This window comes from Providencia sp. PROV150 (assembly GCF_028481025.1).
GTDB lineage: Bacteria > Pseudomonadota > Gammaproteobacteria > Enterobacterales > Enterobacteriaceae > Providencia > Providencia hangzhouensis.
On record NZ_JAMPPJ010000021.1, the window covers coordinates 64,363 to 82,986 of the forward strand.

Consider the following 18,624-nt stretch of genomic DNA (forward strand, 5'->3'; position numbering starts at 1 on the left):
GGGATAAATCATGACAACACAATATGGTTTTTATATTGATTCTGCACGGTGCACGGGATGTAAAACGTGTGAATTAGCGTGTAAGGACTACAAAAATTTATCTCCTGCGGTGAATTTTAGGCGCATTTATGAATATGCGGGGGGAGATTGGCAAGAAGATAACGGAGTGTGGCATCAAAACGTATTTAGTTATTATTTGTCGATTTCATGTAACCACTGTGAAGACCCTGCTTGTGTGAAAGTGTGCCCAAGTGGCGCGATGCACAAACGTGAAGATGGCTTTGTCGTTGTGGATGAAAGTGTGTGTATTGGTTGCCGCTATTGCCATATGGCCTGCCCATACGGTGCGCCGCAATTTGATAGCGAAAAAGGGCATATGACCAAGTGCGATGGTTGCTATGAACGTGTTGCCGTCGGTAAAAAACCGATTTGTGCCGAGTCTTGTCCACTGCGTGCATTAGACTTTGGTCCTATTGATGAGTTACGTGAGAAACATGGCAATTTGGCAGAGATTGCGCCACTACCAGAAGCGCACTATACCAAGCCCAATATTGTCATTAAACCCAATGCCAATAGTCGCCCTGTCAATGATACGACAGGCCATTTAGCCAATCCTCGGGAGGTATAACATGGGCAATGGATTACACGAATGGCCGCTGATTTTATTTACGGTATTAGGCCAAAGTATTGCAGGTGGCGTGATTGTGACAGGGCTTGCTTGGTTATCGACAGATGATAAGCCACAAAAACAGCGCATTGTGAACGCAATGTTCGCGTTATGGGTATTGATGGGCTTAGGATTTTTGGCATCGATGATGCATATGGGCTCACCGATGCGTGCATTTAACTCGATGAACAGAGTATTTGCTTCATCACTAAGTAACGAAGTGTTATTCGGCTCTATTTTCTTTGCTTTAGGTGGCCTATGGTGGCTGTTATCTGCAATGAAAAAGATGCCAACAGGGTTAGATAAAGTGTGGTTAATCATCACCATGTTGATGGGGCTGTTATTTGTTTGGGCAATGACACGAGTTTATATGATAAGCACGGTGCCAACATGGAACACACCACATACCACTATCGGCTTCTTTATGACCCTGTTTGTTGTCGGACCAATTTTAGGCACTTTGCTATTACGAGTGGCTAAATTTCCGTTTAATAGTGGTAAATTAGCGGCGATTAGTATCGTGGCTTATATTGTGACTATCGCGTCGGTACTACTGCAAAGCGGAGAAATTGCGCTAATTGCCACTTCTGTACAAAAAGCAGTGGATTTAGTCCCTGATTTTGGTGTTTTACAAGTGATACGTTTAGTGGTGACCAGTCTCGGGTTGCTGCTATGGATTTTGCCTGTTGTGCGACAAAATCAGCCTTCGGTATTGAGTTTACTTCTTGGTACCGTGCTGGTACTGATTGGTGAATTTATCGGTCGTGGGCTATTCTATGGTTTACACATGACAGTCGGCATGGCTGTGGCTTAATTGGTAAACCTTTCAGCGCAGGAGATGGTTTCCCTGCGCTGATAACTTCAGAGACAATCAAATATGCAAGAAGCACGCTTTCTTGAACACGTCGCAGTGACAGGGCGAGTTCTGGGGTCTTTATTTTATTTCTCACCAGAAAATGAAAACAACGCAGAGATTATTTCGATTTTACAAGAGCCAACTTGGCATGAAGAATGGCCATTTGCTTTACCTTCCTTAGTAAAAATTAGCCAGCTTTTGCAATCCAGTGCTCAGGAGAATGAACCACTGAGTGAAGCATGGCAGCGCTTGTTTATCGGGCCTTATGCTTTACCCGCGCCTCCTTGGGGCTCAGTCTGGTTAGACAAAGAAAAGATTGTTTTTGGTGATTCAACCGTTGAGCTGCGCCAATAGATGCGAGCCAAAGGTGTTGAACCCGTAACGACACAAAAAGAGCCAGAAGACCACTTTGGGCTGATCTTGATGTTAGCGGCTTGGCTCGCTGAGCAAAATCGCAGAGCTGATTTAGAAGAGTTACTCGCTTGGCATCTATTACCTTGGTCGGCACATTTTCTCGAAGTATTGATAGATTCGGCTAACAGCGATTTTTACCGTGCATTAGCAATATTGGCAAAAGAAACATTGGATGGATATCAACAACAGTTAACTTTACCTATATTAGAGAAAAGCGTGTACCTCAGTGGAAATGGTACCCTGTAGCATTTTGTTTTTCATTGGCAATAAATTTATCTAATTCAATTGCCTGCAATTAATCTATGGATAGTGGTACTATGGATTATTGCTGCGATTTTTAGGTGACTAACTCAATATGAATGATGCGCATTTATCTTTGATCCAACAACTTTGTACCCGTCTTGCTGAAATAGACAATACACCTTTATATGTAAAATTTGCTGAAACGGTGAAATTTGCCGTGCGAACAGGGGTTTTACATCAAGGTGATATGCTGCCCAGTGAAAGGGAGTTAGGTCAACAAACAGGTGTGTCGCGTATTACCGTTCGAAAAGCGTTAGAGTTACTTGAGCAAGAAGGCGTTATCATTCGGTCACAAGGCTACGGTACCCAAATTAGTGATAAGTTTGAGTATTCGCTCAAAGAAGCTAAGGGTTTTTCACAACAAGTTGTTTTACTTGGAAAAAAACCAGACACACTTTGGGTCAATAAAAGTATCGTGCCTTGTTCACAGGAAGTCGCAGAGTCGCTAGCGCTCCCCATCAATAGTGATGTATTTATGTTAAAACGCATTCGTTACGTGGATGAGCAGCCTGTCTCTATTGAGGAATCATATGTTCCTATTGGGCTGATTGGTGACGTAGACGATATTGGTTTATCTTTGTACGATTATTTCCGCAGCCAAAATATTTATCCTACGCGAACAAAGAGCAAGGTAAGTGCTCGAATGCCAGATGAAGACTTTCAAACGCACATTAAATTAGAAAAGACCGTGCCTGTTTTAGTGATTAAGCAGGTGGCTTTCGACCATAAAAATGTCCCTATTGAATACAGTTTCAATCAATGTCGTAGTGATATGTATGTATTTGTATCTGAAGAATAAAAAGAGGGATGACCTCTTTTTATTCTGATGATTAATATTGCTGTAAATACGCGGCGAGTTGCTCAGACGAAGGCGCACAATCACCTCCTCGATGGCTAACAACATAGGATGCGACAGCATTTCCAAGTAATACGGCATCTTGTAGTGCCCAGCCGGACGCCAATGCAGCAATCACGCCTCCTGCATGGTTATCCCCTGCACCAATGGTATCGACAACGGTAGTTTTAAATGGTGCCACCCAGCCTGATGAACGACAACTTTCTTGAAAGAACGCGCCTTCTTTGTCGACTCTAACAATCACGGGAACTAAAAATTGAGAATGCCAAATATTGGCTAATGCTTCTGTATCCATTCCTTGGTGTGCGATATCAGGGAACAGCGTGACGATATGTTCGACTTCTTGACGGTTCAATGAAATGATAGGTTTTAAAGCCATCAATCGTAATAATTGTGTTTTCGAAAGGTCGGCGATCCGAGGGCCAAAATCAATAAATAAAGTGACGTTATCGGAGAGTGATTCCAGCCATGAAAGCAGAGTTTCGCCACATTTTGCTGCTAATTGGTAGCCAGAAAGATAGATAATGGTGTTAGATGTAATTGGTAAATCATCTAATGTATGGCGTTCCCACTGGTTTTCCACACCGCTAATTGAAAGAAATGTCCTTTCTCCATCGGGTTCGACTAAGGCTAAACACCAGCCATTATCACCTTTATTCGTTTCTATAACTGAACTCACACCTTTTTTATTGAGTTGGTTGCGGATGATATCTGCCCACACACCTTGCCCAATAGGTAATGCATTGAGTGATTGGATACCAAGGCGTTGCAAGGCCACAGCAATATTCAGAGCACATCCACCGATATTGACACTTTGTTGGTGCAATTCGATGTCACTTCCGCGATAAGGCAGTGAATACGCATCTGCAATCACATCAATAACGGCTGCGCCAATCAGGCAGACAGGACGATGTTCTGCTTGTAATGGAAGATGGGCAATAAGTTCAGCGGTTTTCATAAGCTTTTTCTCTTGCAGTTCTCAATGCCATAAAGGCTTGGCTATACTGTGTAAAATCAAGTTGATTCACATCATCTAATTGTTTTTTAAGTTGTTTGTCGATGGCATCAATGCCATGCAGTGCGCCACAAATGGCGGTGGCCATTGCCCCTATGGTATCGGTATCTCCCCCTAAATTAGCACACAGAATGGCACAGCGGTTGGGATCGGTTTTCGCTAATTCAACCATAGCAATGGCGGCAGGAACTGACTCAATGGTGCTAGTACCAGCGCCAACGAGTTGATAAAGCTGTTCCATTGCTTGCTCGGTGCCAATTGTGTTTTTCACCGTGTGTAAAGCAAGTTCAATACGTGCAGCTATTGATGGGCTAAAGGTTGTGACGTGTTTTTCTTGTGCTAATTTCGCAATAGCGGGTAATTGGTCGCGAATTTGCGACCAATTTTCGCCATCTATCGCTTTAGATATTGCCCAAGCGATAGCGACCGCACCTGCAATTGCTACATCCGATTTATGAGTTGGCGATGAGGCGAGTGTAATTTCATCAATAAATTCATTAATAGAATGAGTTGGCAGTAAACAACCGAGTGGGGAAACTCGCATTGCGGCACCATTTGTCATGCCGTTATTTTCTAACTGAGAAATTGGAGTCCCTTGTTTTATTGCATTTAATGCAATTTTAGAGGTTGGCCCTAGGACATTTTTGTTAAAGGCATCAAATTGCTCTGCCCATTTTAGAATATTACGTCCAATAAGTTCAGGGTTTACTTTGCCACAACATTCTATAATCGCATCCGCAAGAGCGAGGGCCATTGAGGTATCATCTGTAAATTCTGCCGTATTGAAGTAGCAAGCTGCATTATTTTCTTTTGGCCCAGGTAAGAAGCGGTCTATCCAACCAAAATGTGCTTTAACACGAGAGCGAGGCCATAATTCAGAAGGCATTCCCATTGCATCACCTAAGGCTTGGCCATAAAACGTGCCTAAAATACGGTTCTCTTTGTTCATTATAATTCCTTCAATTTTGGCTAAAAACAGCGCCTTCATGTGTTGGTTGTTGGTTAATAAAGGCGTTTAATTAATGATTGCTTGACTAATTGGATGTGGGTTTTACGCCACTTTTATTAATATCAATTTCTTGAATATCACGACTCGATTCTTTAAACATTAACATGAAGACAATCGTGATTACGACGATCATGGCAGCGCCGAAGCCCCACATACCGGCCCAGTTAAAGGTCTGGCCGTTGACAGGTTCACCGTAAGAAAAAAGTTTTTCCATCATTTGGCCTCCTAGGCTATAACCCAGTAAGCTACCAAAGCCTTGGCAACAGAGCGTAATTAAGCCTTGAGCCGCTGTTCGCATATGTACAGGGGTCTTTTTGTCGACATAAATATATGCAGTGACATAGTAAAAATCGTAGCTAACTCCGTGTAATAAAATACCGAGGAAGAGTAATCCATAGGTAAATAAGTGGTCTGCATCACCATAGATAAAGAAAGCATAACGGATAGCCGCAGTGATTAAACCAAGAAGTAATACCTTTTTGATACCAAAACGTTTGGTAAAGAAGGGCAAAGCAAGCATAAAAAAGATTTCGGAGAATTGCCCTAAGGTCATCCACCCCGTGGCATTTTTCATCCCAACTTCAGTAAGGTAGCCGTTAGCAAAAATATAGTAAAAGGCTAAAGGCATGGCGAAGAGGAATGAGCACACGAAAAATACTAAGAAATTACGGTCTCTTAATAGTACAATGGCATCCAATCCAAGCATGACTTTAATACTCATTTTGCCTGTTCCTTTTGGTGGGGTGTCTGGCAAGAAATAGGTAAAAAAGCCCAGTAAAGCCGAGCTAGCGGCTGTCACTAAGAGTGGAATATTGGTCGCAGAAATATCACCAAAGCCCATCATGGAAGGTAAAAAACCACATGCAATACCCGATGCAATCCAGCCGATAGTCCCCATTACACGAATACGAGGGTAATCACGTTCCACATCTTCCACATTGGAAAAAGCAATACTATTGGTGAGCGCAATGGTTGGCATGTAAGTCAGTGCATACGCTAATAGTAGAGGGAAAAAGCTAGAAAATTCAGTTTGTTGAGCTGCGAAAAACATAAAAACTGCCCCTGCAAACATCAGTACCGCCAGGACTTTTTGTGCAGCAAAAAATCGGTCAGTAATTGATCCTACAAGGATCGGAGAGATAATTGCAGCAATGGCTGTACAGGCGTAAGACCATGCTATTTGAGAAGGGGTAAAGCCACTTTTATTCAAAAATAGCCATAAGGGAACAAACCAAGCTCCCCATATAAACCATTCAATGAACATCATGAATGAGAGTTTTGCTGTCGTTTTTTTCATCTTTCATTCCTTTATACGGCTAATTATAGGTATTGTAGGGTACGCAAACAACAATACCATTTAATAATACCTTTTAAATACCATTTGATAAAAACTTTGAGCTAGATAACATTGTTTCGTATGAATAGGAAACAGAAACTTTTTAAGTAATAACGCAGTGAGGAAGAGGTGTTCGATAATGTGAATTGCTGTGAATACAGGTCAAGTCAGGGTTGTAGGTAGCTTATACGGCAGTGTTATATAAAAAATAGCACCGTTATTATTTGAACGGTGCTATTAGTTTTTTATATCAATCAGCTATTGATATTTACTGTTGTGACTCACTTTGTTGCACATAGGGTGTATATACCCCTGTTAAACTCTTAAGGAAGGCAACAATATCATCGACATCTTTTTGTGGCAGTTCTTTACCCACTTGATAACGCAGCATCAGTTTCACTGCTTCATCTAAGGTTGCTACATCGCCGCGGTGGAAATACGGTGCGGTTAGCTCGACATTACGTAGTGTTGGGACTTTTTGGCGTAACTTATCGCGCTCATCAGAGGTGACATTCATACGACCAATATCTTGAGCAGTGATTTCACCGAACTCATAGTCTTTTTTCAGGCCCAGAGGTTCGAAGGAACGACCACCTAAGATCACGCCACCATGGCAGGTTGCACATTTGTTCTCTTTAAATAACTGATAACCATGGAGCTGCTGTGCGGTTAATGCAGTTTTGTCACCTCTTAACCAATTATCAAACGGAGAGTCTGGAGTGATTAAGGTTTTTTCGAACTCTGCAATCGCATCGGTGATGGTGTCACCCGTAAAACCTTCTGGGTAAACCGCATTAAAATCTTGTTTTAAGACAGGGTCTTTATCCAATTTTTCAATGATTTCATCCCATGACTTTGATGCCATTTCGATAGGATTTAATGGTGGGCCACCGGCTTGGGCTTGTAAATCAGGTGCTCTACCATCCCAAAATTGCTCGACATTAAATACAGAGTTAAACACCGTTGGCGCATTGATTGGGCCTACTGCGCCACCAACACCAATTGATGTTTTACGGCCATCAACACCACCTGCATTGAGTGCGTGGCAGTGTGCACAAGAAATTGTGCTATCCCCTGACAGGCGTGCATCATGATACAAGCGGAAACCTAATGCGACTTTTGCATCATCAACATCCAGTGATTTTGGAATTGGTTGAATTGGTTCGTTGCGATGTTCAGCGGCGGTATCTTGGCTGGCATAGTGCTCTTCCCGCTGTTTAGCTATCCAATTCAATAGGTTATTACGTTCTTCATCACTGACACTACTGGCCCAATGAAGTGCAACATAACGTGTTGGAGGCATGGTGTGGTTCTGCATAACCCACTCAATTTTATTTAATTCACTTTGTGGTACAGGTTCTCCTGCGATGAGTGCAGCGCGAGCTGCCTCAAGGTTGAATGACTTATAACCTAGCTGAATATCGTATTCCATCAGTTGCTTAGCAATGGGGAATGATGCGTAGGCAGGTAAATCAGTTGACGGTGTGTGACAGTAATCGCATCCCTTTTCGGCAAAGAATTGGAGGACTTGATTATTTTCTGCAATTTTAGATGTCTGAATGTCATTATTTTCTCTTCGTTGATTATCGTGATACCACACATATCCAGATAACCCAAAATAACCGAGTAAAAGCAAAAATATGACAGCGACCGTAATGCGAGTAAGTTTTTTCATTACACTATCCTTGAAAGATTGCGGTCAAATATATTTAAATATTTTTTAATTAATATAATTCTACAGCCGGACTATGATGGATAAATAAGTCCGAGAGGTTCTTGATTTTTATCAATGATGGCCATCGGTTTAAGCGATTGTTTAAATAAGATTTACCTATCAATGAAATAATAGTTAAAAAAATAAGCTGATGATTAAATTTTATTAGATTGAATTTAAAGGATATTGTTTCAAATTAATCTTGCTGCAATAGGTTTTTAGTTCAATTTAATAGGTGGGTATTTATAAATGAATAATTCTTAATTATTAAAATAAATTAAGTAAAACTAATCGAAAAGTTTAGTTTTTACCTTTTTAATTGTTGTGGACTAAATGCATATTACAAAATAAGTAAAATATAAATTATTTAAGAAAGCAACATTCCTGGAAATTATTGATTTTAGATAACCATAATATTGGCAAATCAAAAGTAATGATCTACATCATCATTTTTGTACTTTCACCATTTTGTCATAAAATAAACATATTGTTGTTATGAATCTGACTTAAGTTCGTCGTAACTCAGTTAGGAGATAGCATTATGTTTAGTGTCGATACCCTGCTGCACGATATTTTTCCTCATCAAACACCAGGCAAATGGAAACGTCGCTTATTAAAAAAGCTTTTGTTTGAACAGGAATTTCACCAATTTGCTCAAGATTATCCGCACTTAAAGGGCTTGGATCTTATTGAACAAATCATGGAGTTCTTTGATATTTCTAGTGAAATGGTTGAGGGTGACTTAGAAAATATTCCGACTCAAGGACCTGTTGTCTTAGTTGCTAACCATCCGATAGGTTCACTCGATGGCCTTGCATTATTACGTGTGGTTGCTGCCGTTCGTCCTGATGTAAAAATAGTGGCAAATCAGTTTCTCAATTATATAGAACCACTAAAAAGCTTATTTATTTCAGTGGATAATATGAATAACCGAACTAGTCGACAACAAGTTGAAGCCATGCAACAGCATTTGGATAAACAAGGGGCATTAATTGTGTTTCCTGCGGGGGAAGTCTCTCGATTTGGTCGCAAAGGGGTTTGTGATGGCCACTGGCGTACAGGTTTTTTGCGTTTAGCCGCAAAGGCTAGAGCGCCTATCGTCCCCATCCATATTCAAGGGCGTAATAGCCATTTATTCTATTTAACTTCGTTAGTTTGCAAGCCGTTATCTACTTTAATGTTAGTCAGGGAAATGTTTAAACAGCGAGGAAAAAGGCTAAAAATTCGTATTGGTGGCAGTATCCCATTTATTCATTGGCATGATGGTCATACGGCGGCTCATGAGCTAGCAGGGCGCTTTCGTCGCCATGTCTATTTGTTGGGTAAAGGTAAGGAAGGGCTATTTACCAGTGAATCGCCAATTGCTTTACCGGAAGACAGAATTGAATTAAAAAAAGCGTTACTGGCCTGTGAGCAGCTAGGAACTTCTCCTGATGGGAAAGCGATTTACCTTTATCACCGAAACCAAGAGGTAAGGTCGCCGATCTTACGAGAAATTGGCCGATTACGCGAAATTGCATTTCGTGCGGTAGGGGAAGGTTCAGGTAAGCGCCGTGATTTAGACAGCTATGATGACGATTATTATCATCTGGTTTTATGGGATGAAAGCGAACTTGATATTGTTGGCGCTTATCGGTTTATACCGACTAAAAAGCAAATTGAGACCAAAGGCCTTGAGGGTATTTATAGCTCTAGCTTATTTCACTATGACCAAGCCATGATGCCAATATTAGCGCAAGGTATTGAGCTTGGTCGGAGTTTTATTCAGCCCAAATATTGGGGAAAACGGGGTTTAGATTACTTATGGTTAGGTATTGGCGCGTATTTGGCAAAATATCCACACTATCGTTATCTTTTTGGTCCTGTATCTATTTCTGGCTCAATGCCAATTGCGGCACGTGATTTACTGATTACTTTTTATCGGCTCTATTTTTCAGCGCCACACAGCATTGCACAGTCACATCAGCCGTACCCAGCTTCTTTGCCACAGGTATTAGCCCAATTTTCAGGGGACAATTACCATGAAGATTTGGTTAAATTGAAAAGCTTACTCAATAACATTGGCTGTTCGATTCCAACGCTTTATAAGCAATATACCGAATTATGCGAACCCGGCGGCGTACAGTTTATGGATTTCGGTACAGACCCCGCGTTTAACGATTGCATCGACGGGTTGGTGCTGGTGGATTTAACTAAATTAAAGCCAGCACGTTATCAAAGATATATTGGTGTTCATCAGTAAAATAAAGTGACTATTTTATTTGGGAATTATTTAGTAGAGCCACTAGATTAAAACTATCGGATTAGTGGCTTTGCTTATTCACTTATATAACTTATAGATGGATATTATTTGAGCTGTCCTTTTTAAGCCTAATGGCAAGCTCAACAATTTCTTTTAAATATATTTTATGATTAGCTATTTTTTTTAGCATTAAAGCACCTAATGAAAGGCCGAACAATAAACCTAATCCAAGCATAATAGATAGACTTGTTATATCAGAAGTTAATGCCCCATTAGTCAGAGCTTTTCCTAGTTTATCAAACCCAATGGATAGGTGGACAGCGGAATAGCATAAACCTAAAAGTGATAAAATAGCTGTTTTTTCACCGAAAAAACCACTTACTCTTGAATTCAAACGATTAATTTTTTGTTGTAACCAAAAGCTCGCATAAAGAAGTTCTTCCTCTTGGTAAATAATTAATTTTTTTGCATATTCTTCATCATGATCAATTTCGTAGATAAATTCATTTGAAGTTTCTTTTTTCCAATTTAAAAGATATAAGGCCATTTGTATAGTTGGTAAGAACATTATGATGATGCCGAGTATATTACAGATTATATAGAATAGGTATATGAAGTATAGTGTGATTGAACCATTGAAATAACCATCTGTTTTATAAGAAAAAATAAGAGCAGCAAGTAAAATGAAAGAAATAATCAAAGGATACATAAGGATTAAGTTAAACTTATTTATTTTTCTATCTGATTTGCTTTTATATGTGTAGGGTGCAAATGGGGTCATTTCAGATAATAGCTTTATGATTTGTTTTATTCGTAACATTGTCTTTCTCTTTATCGTGAAGGTTAGATTTAAATTAACATAAATTATATTAATTTCTGTTTTTTTGTTCTCATTTCATTTGGTAATTATTTTTCAATTGAATTTGAAATTAATTAGCCACAAAACTGTCATCAATTTGACGTATTCAAGCCGTAGCATCATTGATAACGATTAAGTCCCAAAGAGGATAACAATGAACATGCAAAACACTCTCTCTTCATCGAGTGAGTGCTCGGTCTTTTTGCCTCCTAAGCAAGAAGCGAGCAGCTTACAGATGATCTCAATACAAAATTTATCTCAGGCATTTTCACATCAATATGTGCTCAATGGTATTAATTTAACAGTAACCAAAGGCACCGTTCTTGCGCTATTAGGCCCTTCAGGCTGTGGTAAAAGCACATTACTGAAATTGTTAGCGGGTTTATTACAACCAACTGATGGCACTATTTATTTTGGCGAACAGCTTGTGGCGAGCTCACATCACCTTATCCCCCCAGAAAAACGCAACCTCGGCATGGTTTTTCAAGATTATGCGCTGTGGCCGCATATGACTGTATCCCAAAATGTTGCCTTTCCTTTACGGATGCGAGGTATTGGCAGCCTAGAAATACAGCAACGTGTGATGCAAGCTTTAGAACGCGTAGGGCTGGCTGATTTCGCCAAACGGAAACCTGCCGATTTGTCAGGCGGGCAACAACAACGTGTGGCTCTTGCTCGCGCTATTATCGCTGAACCTGAAATTTTGTTATTCGACGAGCCCCTGTCAAACCTCGATATCGCGTTGCGCCAATCTCTGTGTGAGGAAATGGCTCAGTTATTGCGAACCTTGGGGATCACTGCAGTGTATGTCACTCACGACCCTACGGAAGCCCATGTATTAGCACACCAAATCGCCCATATGCGAAACGGTAATATTGACAGTTTGACGACACTATAAATAGAGAGATTGTTATGCGAAATTTACTATCAAAGAACGGATTTTCACTAAAGGGTATTACCATGAGCCTTGGCCTTTCCTGTGCACTATTTTCTGTTTCAACCCAAGCGATTACCGTGTATACCGCAGGCCCAGGCGCCATGGCAAAACAGCTTGCCGCAGGGTTTGAAAAACAAACGGGTACCAAAGTAGATGTTTTCCAAGCGACAACCGGAAAAGTGATGGCGAGGCTGGAAGCGGAACAGGCGAACCCGCGTGCGGATGTATTGATTTCCGCATCATGGGATACCGCGGTTGATCTGCAACAAAAAGGTTGGTTACTACCTTATGAAAGCCCAAATGCCCAGCAAGTTCCTGAGCGTTTTAAAACGCCATACTATGTGGCGCAAGGGATCTCTGCACTGGGTATTGTGTGGAATAACCAAAGTGGTACCCCAAAACCAACAGATTGGCAAGATTTAGCCCAACCCGAGTTTAAAGATAAAGTCACAATGCCTGATCCCGCACTTTCTGGCGCGTCATTAGACTTAGTTTTAGGGTTACAGAATGCGAAAAAAGAAGCCGCATGGACACTATTTTCTGATTTGAAAGCCAATGGTATGGTGATTTCAGGGCCGAATGCTCAAGCCTTGACTCCTGTATTACAAGGCGCTAAAGCGGCGGTTTTTGGTGCGGTTGATTATGTTGCTTATGGTAGCATCGCGAACGGAGAATCGATTGAAGTGATTTTCCCTAGTAGTGGCACTGCGATTGCTCCGCGCCCAATGATGATTTTAAAAAGTTCTAAGCAGCCTGACCAAGCTAAAGCATTTATCGACTATGTACTATCGCCAGAAGGGCAAGAAATTGTGGCTAATGCATGGCTAATGCCTGCTAGGGCAGATATTGCAGGTAAACGCCCTGATTTTTCAACACTCAAATTGTTGCCAGAAGCTGCGACAGACAACGCTGAGCGCGGCGAAGTTCTCTCTCGTTTAAGCGCTTTATTCCGTTAAGGCTGGTTTTGTAAGCATATTAATTAGCAAACCGCTGGGTAGATTGTCTGCCCAGCAGGAGTGTTGTATTCAATGACAAAAACGCGTTTTCTACCGCTTTTGGTGATGGCCACATTAGTGGTTTTAGTGGTGATCCCATTATGCTTTATTGTATTGCAGGCTATTTTCCCACAATTAGGGCAAGGGCAGTTTGTCCAGCCGCTAGAGCCTATCATTCAGCTACTCAACGAGCCAGAGCTTCCATCATTACTGCAAAATACATTATCACTAGGCACAGGCGTTGCAGCAATCAGCGCCATTATCGCTATTCCGTTAGGGGCATTACGCGGGCTGTTTAATATCCCTTTCGCCAAAGGTTGGGATCTACTGTTTCTTATTCCTTTTTTAATCCCACCTTATATTGCTGGATTATCGTGGATGCTTACGTTACAACCTAATGGTTATTCCCAACAGCTATTTGGTGTGAGCCCCGGAAGTGCGATTTTCTCACTGGGTGGAATGATGGGGATTATGGCGCTAAACCTCTTCCCAGTTCTGTATTTTGCGGTGTCGAAAAGCATGGCAGCGAATGGTAACCGACTTGCCGATGTGGCTCGTGTGCATGGGGCTTCTCCTTGGAATGCCTTTTTCAGAGTGACGCTTCCATTATCGTTACCCTCTATTGCGGCGGGGTTATTGCTGATTTTTACTTTGGCGATTGAAGAATATGGCATTCCTGCCGCCATTGGTGCCTCGAATGGTATTCGTGTTTTAACCACAGATATTGAGCAGCGTTTGGCGGATTGGCCGATTGATTTACCCGGCGCGGCCTCATTATCGTTGATTTTGGCCAGTGTGGCGATTTTTGCTTATACATTACAGCGTTCTATTGTGTCAGGGAAAAACGTGGCTACCACAACAGGAAAAGCGGCAGAAGTGGTGACTCGCTCACTTGGCTACTGGCGCTGGCCAGTCGTTGGGCTATTTGCTTTAACCGCATTTCTTGCGGTAGGAATGCCATTGTTAGCGATGTTTGGCACGGCATTTTCTTCAACGGTATCCGGTGGTCTGGCGTGGGATAACTTAACATTCAGGCATTTTTCTGGGTTAATTGGCTCACAAACTGAAGCATTGTCTGCATTATGGACGAGCCTCTCTCTGGCGACGTTAACTGCTATTTTTACTGGTGTACTCGGTTTTCTCTGTGCTTGGCTGGTGGTTTCTCAGCGCATTCGCGGTGCCGTGATGATTGATGCGCTGTCTTTGTTACCGATCTCTATTCCGGGAATAGTGATAGCGGTCGGGATGATCCTCGCGTGGAACCAACCTTTTTGGCCAATAACGCCTTATCATACATGGGGTATTTTATTGCTTGCCTATAGCTGTTTGTTATTGCCTTACCCCGTTCGCTATTGCAGCGCGGCATTAACACAAATCGGTGGCAGTTTAGCGGATGCTGCTCGAGTGCATGGCGCATCTGCGATGACAGCGCTGCGTTTGATCTTGTTTCCATTAGTCTTACCGAGCCTTGTCGCTGCCATGATGTTAGTGTTTGCCGTGGCCTCGCGTGAATTAGTTTCTTCGCTATTACTCGCCCCAGCCGGTATGCAAACGGTTTCAATTTTTGTATGGCGTCAATTTGAGCAAGGTTCAATTGGTAGTGGCATGGCGATGGCGTGTTTAGCCGTGCTGATTAGTTTGAGCTTGATGTTATGCGCACAGTGGGTGCAGGGGCGTTATAGTCGATGACATATAGAGTAGCACAGGGTAAGCACTCACTAACCTACCTTGTACTATTTTATAATTCAGTGGATTAAGAGTGGTTCCTAACTTATATCACTCGCATCGTGTACTGATTATATGTCTAACACTTTATCTCTAACGACTTGTGTTCTATTTTACTAGATATTGAAACGAGGTAAATGAAGCTATAAATATTCCCACATTATATTTAGTCACTTATATGTAAATTAACTAATTCAGAATAAATATTTTCCATAGAATGGGGCGCCGTCCACCTCCTATCGTGTGTGTGGTCACAATTACTTGCAACCCGTACAAACATCTAAGTAAACTAACATTAAACTACGTGTTGACCATGAGTTAACTGTTTGATTGCCTAAATGAATGCAGAAAACCTACGGAGGCAGACGACATAAATTTAATTATATGAAAAAATATACTCTTTTTTCTCTAGGGTAGCTTTTAAATAATCAGGATCACGCCAAGCTACTACAAAATCATTTTTGAGGACTATTTTTCCATGATGTATTAATTTGAATGATACAGGTTTTTTCTTGGTATCAAAAGTTATTTTTTTGACCTTATCCATTATTGATTGTCGACGAGATTCATCAATATAAGGGCATGCAAGATAATCAAAATAGAAGATAAAATACTCTGTGCTTATAAACATATCTTCGTGATTAAGTAAATAATCCTCAGCCAAATTAATTAACTTATCGTGAATTTCTTGATACTGAGCTTTGGAGCCAACATAAAGCATAAAAGTAACCCAACGAAAATAAAAATCGTTAGTTTCTGAATTAACACTTAAAGAATTGATATATTCTTCTAGCTTATTGGCGGGAAGTTGATACTCATCAGGCAACATTGTCAGTATCATCAATAAATTTAGAGTTTCTAGGCCAATAATATCGTTAGAGTGATCTATGTAAATGTTTATAGCTTGTTTAACATGGTCAAATATTTTTTTATTTATTGTATCAAAGTGAGGTTTTGACCAATTTGATACATGATCTGTCAATTCACTGATAAGCCTAGCAAGCCTATCCGTTGGTCTAATTCTAATATCCATAGCATGAACAAAAAATAAGACATCTAAGTCAACAAGAAGCCAATTTATATGATGCTCTTCTAGTGTATCAATATTTGATAATTTAGCTATGTAAGAATGAATTTTTTTAGTAATAGCACTAAATAAGTAATTTGATATGGAGCTATATTCTATTTTATAATTAGCTAGCGCCATTTTTATCTCGGATATTGTCCTATTAGCTTTTGCATCAGGTCTATGAAGCATAACTATGGAATTATCATCTGATTCGGCTAAGTTATTGTATCGTGATGAGTAAAACTCGCTTACAGTTTTTCTTAAAGAGTGCTTGGTTAATGAAATTTCAGTGGCAAATGGCCTTGAGGCTATTGTTTTTTTTGCTTCATTTAAATACATTTTATAATCAAGTAGGCAAATCTCCAGTTTTTTCTCAATGACTTGTTTAACTTCTTCTGAGCGATAGAAAATAAAATAATCATCAACGTATCTTCTAAAATCATAATCCTTTGAGACTGTATAGCCCTGTTCATGCATTTTATCTATTAAATTTAGGTCTATTCTCTGTAATATAACTTCAGAAAATATCCTACTAACTTCCGGGCCTATAAGGATCCCATTAGTTTCTCGATAATTTGTTAATTGCATTAAATTATCGAATTCACTATCAAAGCTACCTTTAGTTTTAGCTTTAGCTAGGCGCTTATTTTTCACAGCCCAACCAATAGAATGAGTGTAAATGCTTGGAAAACATTTGGATACATCAACTTGTAGCATACTATGAAATTTTTTCTCAAGTCTATGGTATTCGTATGATTCAAAAAAACGATATAAGAAAGGGTATGTTTTATATTTAAAATAGGAACTTGAAACAATGCGGTCTTCATGTTCACCTTCAACCCCATCAGTAACTTTCGAACTCTGTTGGGTTTTGCCATAAAATTTGGTGGTTTTTCTGTATGGATATCTTAGTGAATGTTTAGATTTAGTACAGTAGTATTCTATAAGATCCCCATATTCTTCATAAAACTTACATACTTTTAGCTGAGCAGCTGGGTGCATTATAGATATTGAACGAGAAGATTTATTTCCCCCGCGACTAATTAAATAGTCTAGAGGTATATAGCTTCCTGAGCTATTTTCGAATTTAATCCCGGATATAGTAGCATAAGAGTTGTAATGTTCTGAATTACGGAGTCTCTCATACATCGTAAAATTAGAGTACCATAGTGGTAGCTCATAAGGTAGAACATCAGTTAATAATGCTCTATACTTATCTTTAGTATTAACTTTAACTATTTTAGGCATTTTTCCAAATCTGCATTATTTTTGCGGTTTGTTTTCTTGTAAATTTACCAGTGTTACTTTTTTTTACGTTTCCATAAAATGATATCTTCTTTAACTTATTTATTTCTAATGGAGTTAAACTAAATCTTGGATTGTTTAGTTGATTTATAAGAAATCCATCTAAACATTTTAAACATTCAAAACTATCAGTAGAATATTGATAGTTATGAGCTATTCCTGCTAATAAGTCTCCATTTTTACCTTTTTTAACAGTTTTTAGTAAACTTAAGAACTCAATCCTTCGTTTCAATAGAGCTATATCTTTATTTTTCTTATTTTCATATAGTGATTTTAGAATTCTAGACTTGATTTTTTTTATTTTTGATTTAGAAATAGTAACATCAACCTGATTTGGGCTATTTACTTTTTGTGTAACTTTGAGCGAGTACCCTAAATAATCAAAGCTGGCATTATGAGAGGAGCCTGAAAATTTTTTCGTTACATTTTGGTTGAGTTCAAGCCCCATTTCGATAAGAGCCTTATTAAGATAATCTTCTAGACCTGTTTTCTTACGGTCTGTTGTGATTAATATGATATCATCGACATATCTGGCACTATAAATTACATCATTATTTGATGCGGTTTTTCTATCTAGTTTTTCTAGGTATAGCTCCGCAAGGGTGGGGCTTATTGACAAACCTCTAGGTAATCCACTAAATCCAAAGCTATTTTCTAACTGTTGATTAATATTATTTAATAACTTTAGACTGTCCGGAGACAAAATAAGATCATCTTGAAACTTAGCAATAATTTTTTTGAAGCTAATGCTTTCATAGCAATTTTTAATATCAAGTCTAAGTACATGGTAGTCACCTGAATCTTTTAGTAATGTTATCACTTGTTTTACAATTCTATTACGATCAGACTGCCTAATTTTATATATTCTTCTTACGAATCTATCGAGCAATTTTATAGCTAATGCATCTTCAACACGGCTTGGTGTAAAAACAGTTTTCCCATTGACTACTTTTGTTGTAATAGGAGATAAATTTAGATCATTGATTTTCCAATATTTAATTGTATGATCTAATGCGGAGTCAACGTCGTTAAATTTGGACAATAAGTCCCATCCCCATACATCTGTTGATGAAATAACCTTGGAAAGTTGCTCTTTATTAAAAACTTGCTTTAACATTGTAGTTTTACCAAAATAAAAAACATATACATATAAGTATGAATTTATAAAATAACTTAATACTATGAAAACCATAACATATTAAAGTACAGAATTGCTATTAAACAAAAAGGTTTTTTGCAAAATAATAATAAGAAATGAGGGCTAGAACTGATTATATAGAATGTTTAAATTTTAAGGAGCGAAGGCTATGGATAGTCCATAT

General features: G+C 39.5%; 14 protein-coding genes and 1 pseudogene. 8 read left to right on the forward strand and 7 right to left on the reverse strand.

Going from position 1 to position 18,624, the window contains the following annotated elements; all coding sequences use genetic code 11:
• Positions 1-10 precede the first annotated feature (10 nt).
• From PSE83_RS14215 to PSE83_RS14230, 4 genes and pseudogenes are all read left to right on the forward strand, one after another.
• Positions 11-628 carry a DMSO/selenate family reductase complex B subunit gene (locus PSE83_RS14215; RefSeq protein ID WP_004259506.1) on the forward strand — a complete coding sequence of 206 codons (618 nt, stop codon included), beginning with the start codon at positions 11-13 and terminating at the stop codon, positions 626-628.
• Between the two features lies 1 nt (position 629).
• Entirely contained in the window at positions 630-1,481 is an 852-nt protein-coding gene (locus tag PSE83_RS14220) for a DmsC/YnfH family molybdoenzyme membrane anchor subunit (RefSeq protein WP_094962375.1), read from the forward strand.
• A gap of 63 nt (positions 1,482-1,544) precedes the next feature.
• Positions 1,545-2,183 (forward strand): annotated as a pseudogene (gene dmsD / locus PSE83_RS14225) (Tat proofreading chaperone DmsD).
• A 109-nt stretch (positions 2,184-2,292) separates the two neighbouring features.
• Entirely contained in the window at positions 2,293-3,039 is a 747-nt protein-coding gene (locus PSE83_RS14230) for a GntR family transcriptional regulator (protein ID WP_004259463.1), read from the forward strand.
• Between the two features lie 31 nt (positions 3,040-3,070).
• Here PSE83_RS14230 and PSE83_RS14235 read toward each other — a convergent pair whose 3' ends face one another.
• The 4 genes from PSE83_RS14235 to PSE83_RS14250 all read right to left on the reverse strand — a co-directional run bounded on the left by PSE83_RS14235 (position 3,071) and on the right by PSE83_RS14250 (position 8,131).
• The gene (locus PSE83_RS14235) at positions 3,071-4,054 is read right to left on the reverse strand and encodes a PfkB family carbohydrate kinase (RefSeq protein ID WP_272660943.1); all 984 of its coding nucleotides are present in this window, start codon (positions 4,052-4,054) and stop codon (positions 3,071-3,073) included.
• Entirely contained in the window at positions 4,041-5,060 is a 1,020-nt protein-coding gene (locus tag PSE83_RS14240) for an ADP-ribosylglycohydrolase family protein (protein WP_272660944.1), read from the reverse strand. The genes PSE83_RS14235 and PSE83_RS14240 overlap by 14 nt, the downstream gene beginning before the upstream one ends.
• An 85-nt stretch (positions 5,061-5,145) precedes the next feature.
• On the reverse strand, positions 5,146-6,417 hold the full coding sequence (locus tag PSE83_RS14245) for a nucleoside permease (protein ID WP_004259450.1): 1,272 nt from the start codon (positions 6,415-6,417) through the stop codon (positions 5,146-5,148).
• A 307-nt stretch (positions 6,418-6,724) separates the two neighbouring features.
• A complete protein-coding gene (locus PSE83_RS14250; protein WP_004259445.1) occupies positions 6,725-8,131 on the reverse strand; it encodes a cytochrome-c peroxidase in 1,407 nt (468 codons plus the stop codon).
• Between the two features lie 580 nt (positions 8,132-8,711).
• Between PSE83_RS14250 and PSE83_RS14255 the strand changes: the two genes are divergently transcribed.
• Complete coding sequence (locus tag PSE83_RS14255) at positions 8,712-10,412, forward strand: lysophospholipid acyltransferase family protein (protein WP_272660945.1); 1,701 nt, start codon at positions 8,712-8,714, stop codon at positions 10,410-10,412.
• A gap of 91 nt (positions 10,413-10,503) precedes the next feature.
• Here the strand turns inward: PSE83_RS14255 and PSE83_RS14260 are convergent, their stop codons facing one another.
• A complete protein-coding gene (locus tag PSE83_RS14260) occupies positions 10,504-11,232 on the reverse strand; it encodes a hypothetical protein (RefSeq protein ID WP_272660946.1) in 729 nt (242 codons plus the stop codon).
• A 199-nt stretch (positions 11,233-11,431) separates the two neighbouring features.
• Here PSE83_RS14260 and PSE83_RS14265 point away from each other — a divergent pair, with 199 nt between their 5' ends.
• From PSE83_RS14265 to PSE83_RS14275, 3 genes are all read left to right on the forward strand, one after another.
• Positions 11,432-12,169 carry an ABC transporter ATP-binding protein gene (locus PSE83_RS14265; protein ID WP_432807058.1) on the forward strand — a complete coding sequence of 246 codons (738 nt, stop codon included), beginning with the start codon at positions 11,432-11,434 and terminating at the stop codon, positions 12,167-12,169.
• Positions 12,170-12,183: 14 nt separating this feature from the next.
• A complete protein-coding gene (locus tag PSE83_RS14270; RefSeq protein ID WP_094962380.1) occupies positions 12,184-13,164 on the forward strand; it encodes an ABC transporter substrate-binding protein in 981 nt (326 codons plus the stop codon).
• 72 nt (positions 13,165-13,236) lie between these two features.
• Complete coding sequence (locus tag PSE83_RS14275; protein WP_272660947.1) at positions 13,237-14,892, forward strand: ABC transporter permease; 1,656 nt, start codon at positions 13,237-13,239, stop codon at positions 14,890-14,892.
• 412 nt (positions 14,893-15,304) lie between these two features.
• Here the strand turns inward: PSE83_RS14275 and drt3b are convergent, their stop codons facing one another.
• Positions 15,305-17,245, reverse strand: coding sequence for an antiviral reverse transcriptase Drt3b (gene drt3b / locus PSE83_RS14280; protein ID WP_196725360.1), 1,941 nt, complete (start codon positions 17,243-17,245; stop codon positions 15,305-15,307).
• The gene (drt3a, locus tag PSE83_RS14285; RefSeq protein ID WP_196725361.1) at positions 17,238-18,419 is read right to left on the reverse strand and encodes an antiviral reverse transcriptase Drt3a; all 1,182 of its coding nucleotides are present in this window, start codon (positions 18,417-18,419) and stop codon (positions 17,238-17,240) included. The genes drt3b and drt3a overlap by 8 nt, the downstream gene beginning before the upstream one ends.
• Between the last annotated feature and the right edge of the window lie 205 nt (positions 18,420-18,624).

Bases quoted from the DNA above. Each gene is read 5' to 3' on its own strand.
- PSE83_RS14215 (WP_004259506.1), top strand. From the start codon at position 11: ATGACAACACAATATGGTTTTTATATTGATTCTGCACGGTGCACGGGA.
- PSE83_RS14220 (WP_094962375.1), top strand. From the start codon at position 630: ATGGGCAATGGATTACACGAATGGCCGCTGATTTTATTTACGGTATTA.
- PSE83_RS14230 (WP_004259463.1), top strand. From the start codon at position 2,293: ATGAATGATGCGCATTTATCTTTGATCCAACAACTTTGTACCCGTCTT.
- PSE83_RS14235 (WP_272660943.1), bottom strand. From the start codon at position 4,054: ATGAAAACCGCTGAACTTATTGCCCATCTTCCATTACAAGCAGAACAT.
- PSE83_RS14240 (WP_272660944.1), bottom strand. From the start codon at position 5,060: ATGAACAAAGAGAACCGTATTTTAGGCACGTTTTATGGCCAAGCCTTA.
- PSE83_RS14245 (WP_004259450.1), bottom strand. From the start codon at position 6,417: ATGAAAAAAACGACAGCAAAACTCTCATTCATGATGTTCATTGAATGG.
- PSE83_RS14250 (WP_004259445.1), bottom strand. From the start codon at position 8,131: ATGAAAAAACTTACTCGCATTACGGTCGCTGTCATATTTTTGCTTTTA.
- PSE83_RS14255 (WP_272660945.1), top strand. From the start codon at position 8,712: ATGTTTAGTGTCGATACCCTGCTGCACGATATTTTTCCTCATCAAACA.
- PSE83_RS14260 (WP_272660946.1), bottom strand. From the start codon at position 11,232: ATGTTACGAATAAAACAAATCATAAAGCTATTATCTGAAATGACCCCA.
- PSE83_RS14265 (WP_432807058.1), top strand. From the start codon at position 11,432: ATGCAAAACACTCTCTCTTCATCGAGTGAGTGCTCGGTCTTTTTGCCT.
- PSE83_RS14270 (WP_094962380.1), top strand. From the start codon at position 12,184: ATGCGAAATTTACTATCAAAGAACGGATTTTCACTAAAGGGTATTACC.
- PSE83_RS14275 (WP_272660947.1), top strand. From the start codon at position 13,237: ATGACAAAAACGCGTTTTCTACCGCTTTTGGTGATGGCCACATTAGTG.
- drt3b (WP_196725360.1), bottom strand. From the start codon at position 17,245: ATGCCTAAAATAGTTAAAGTTAATACTAAAGATAAGTATAGAGCATTA.
- drt3a (WP_196725361.1), bottom strand. From the start codon at position 18,419: ATGTTAAAGCAAGTTTTTAATAAAGAGCAACTTTCCAAGGTTATTTCA.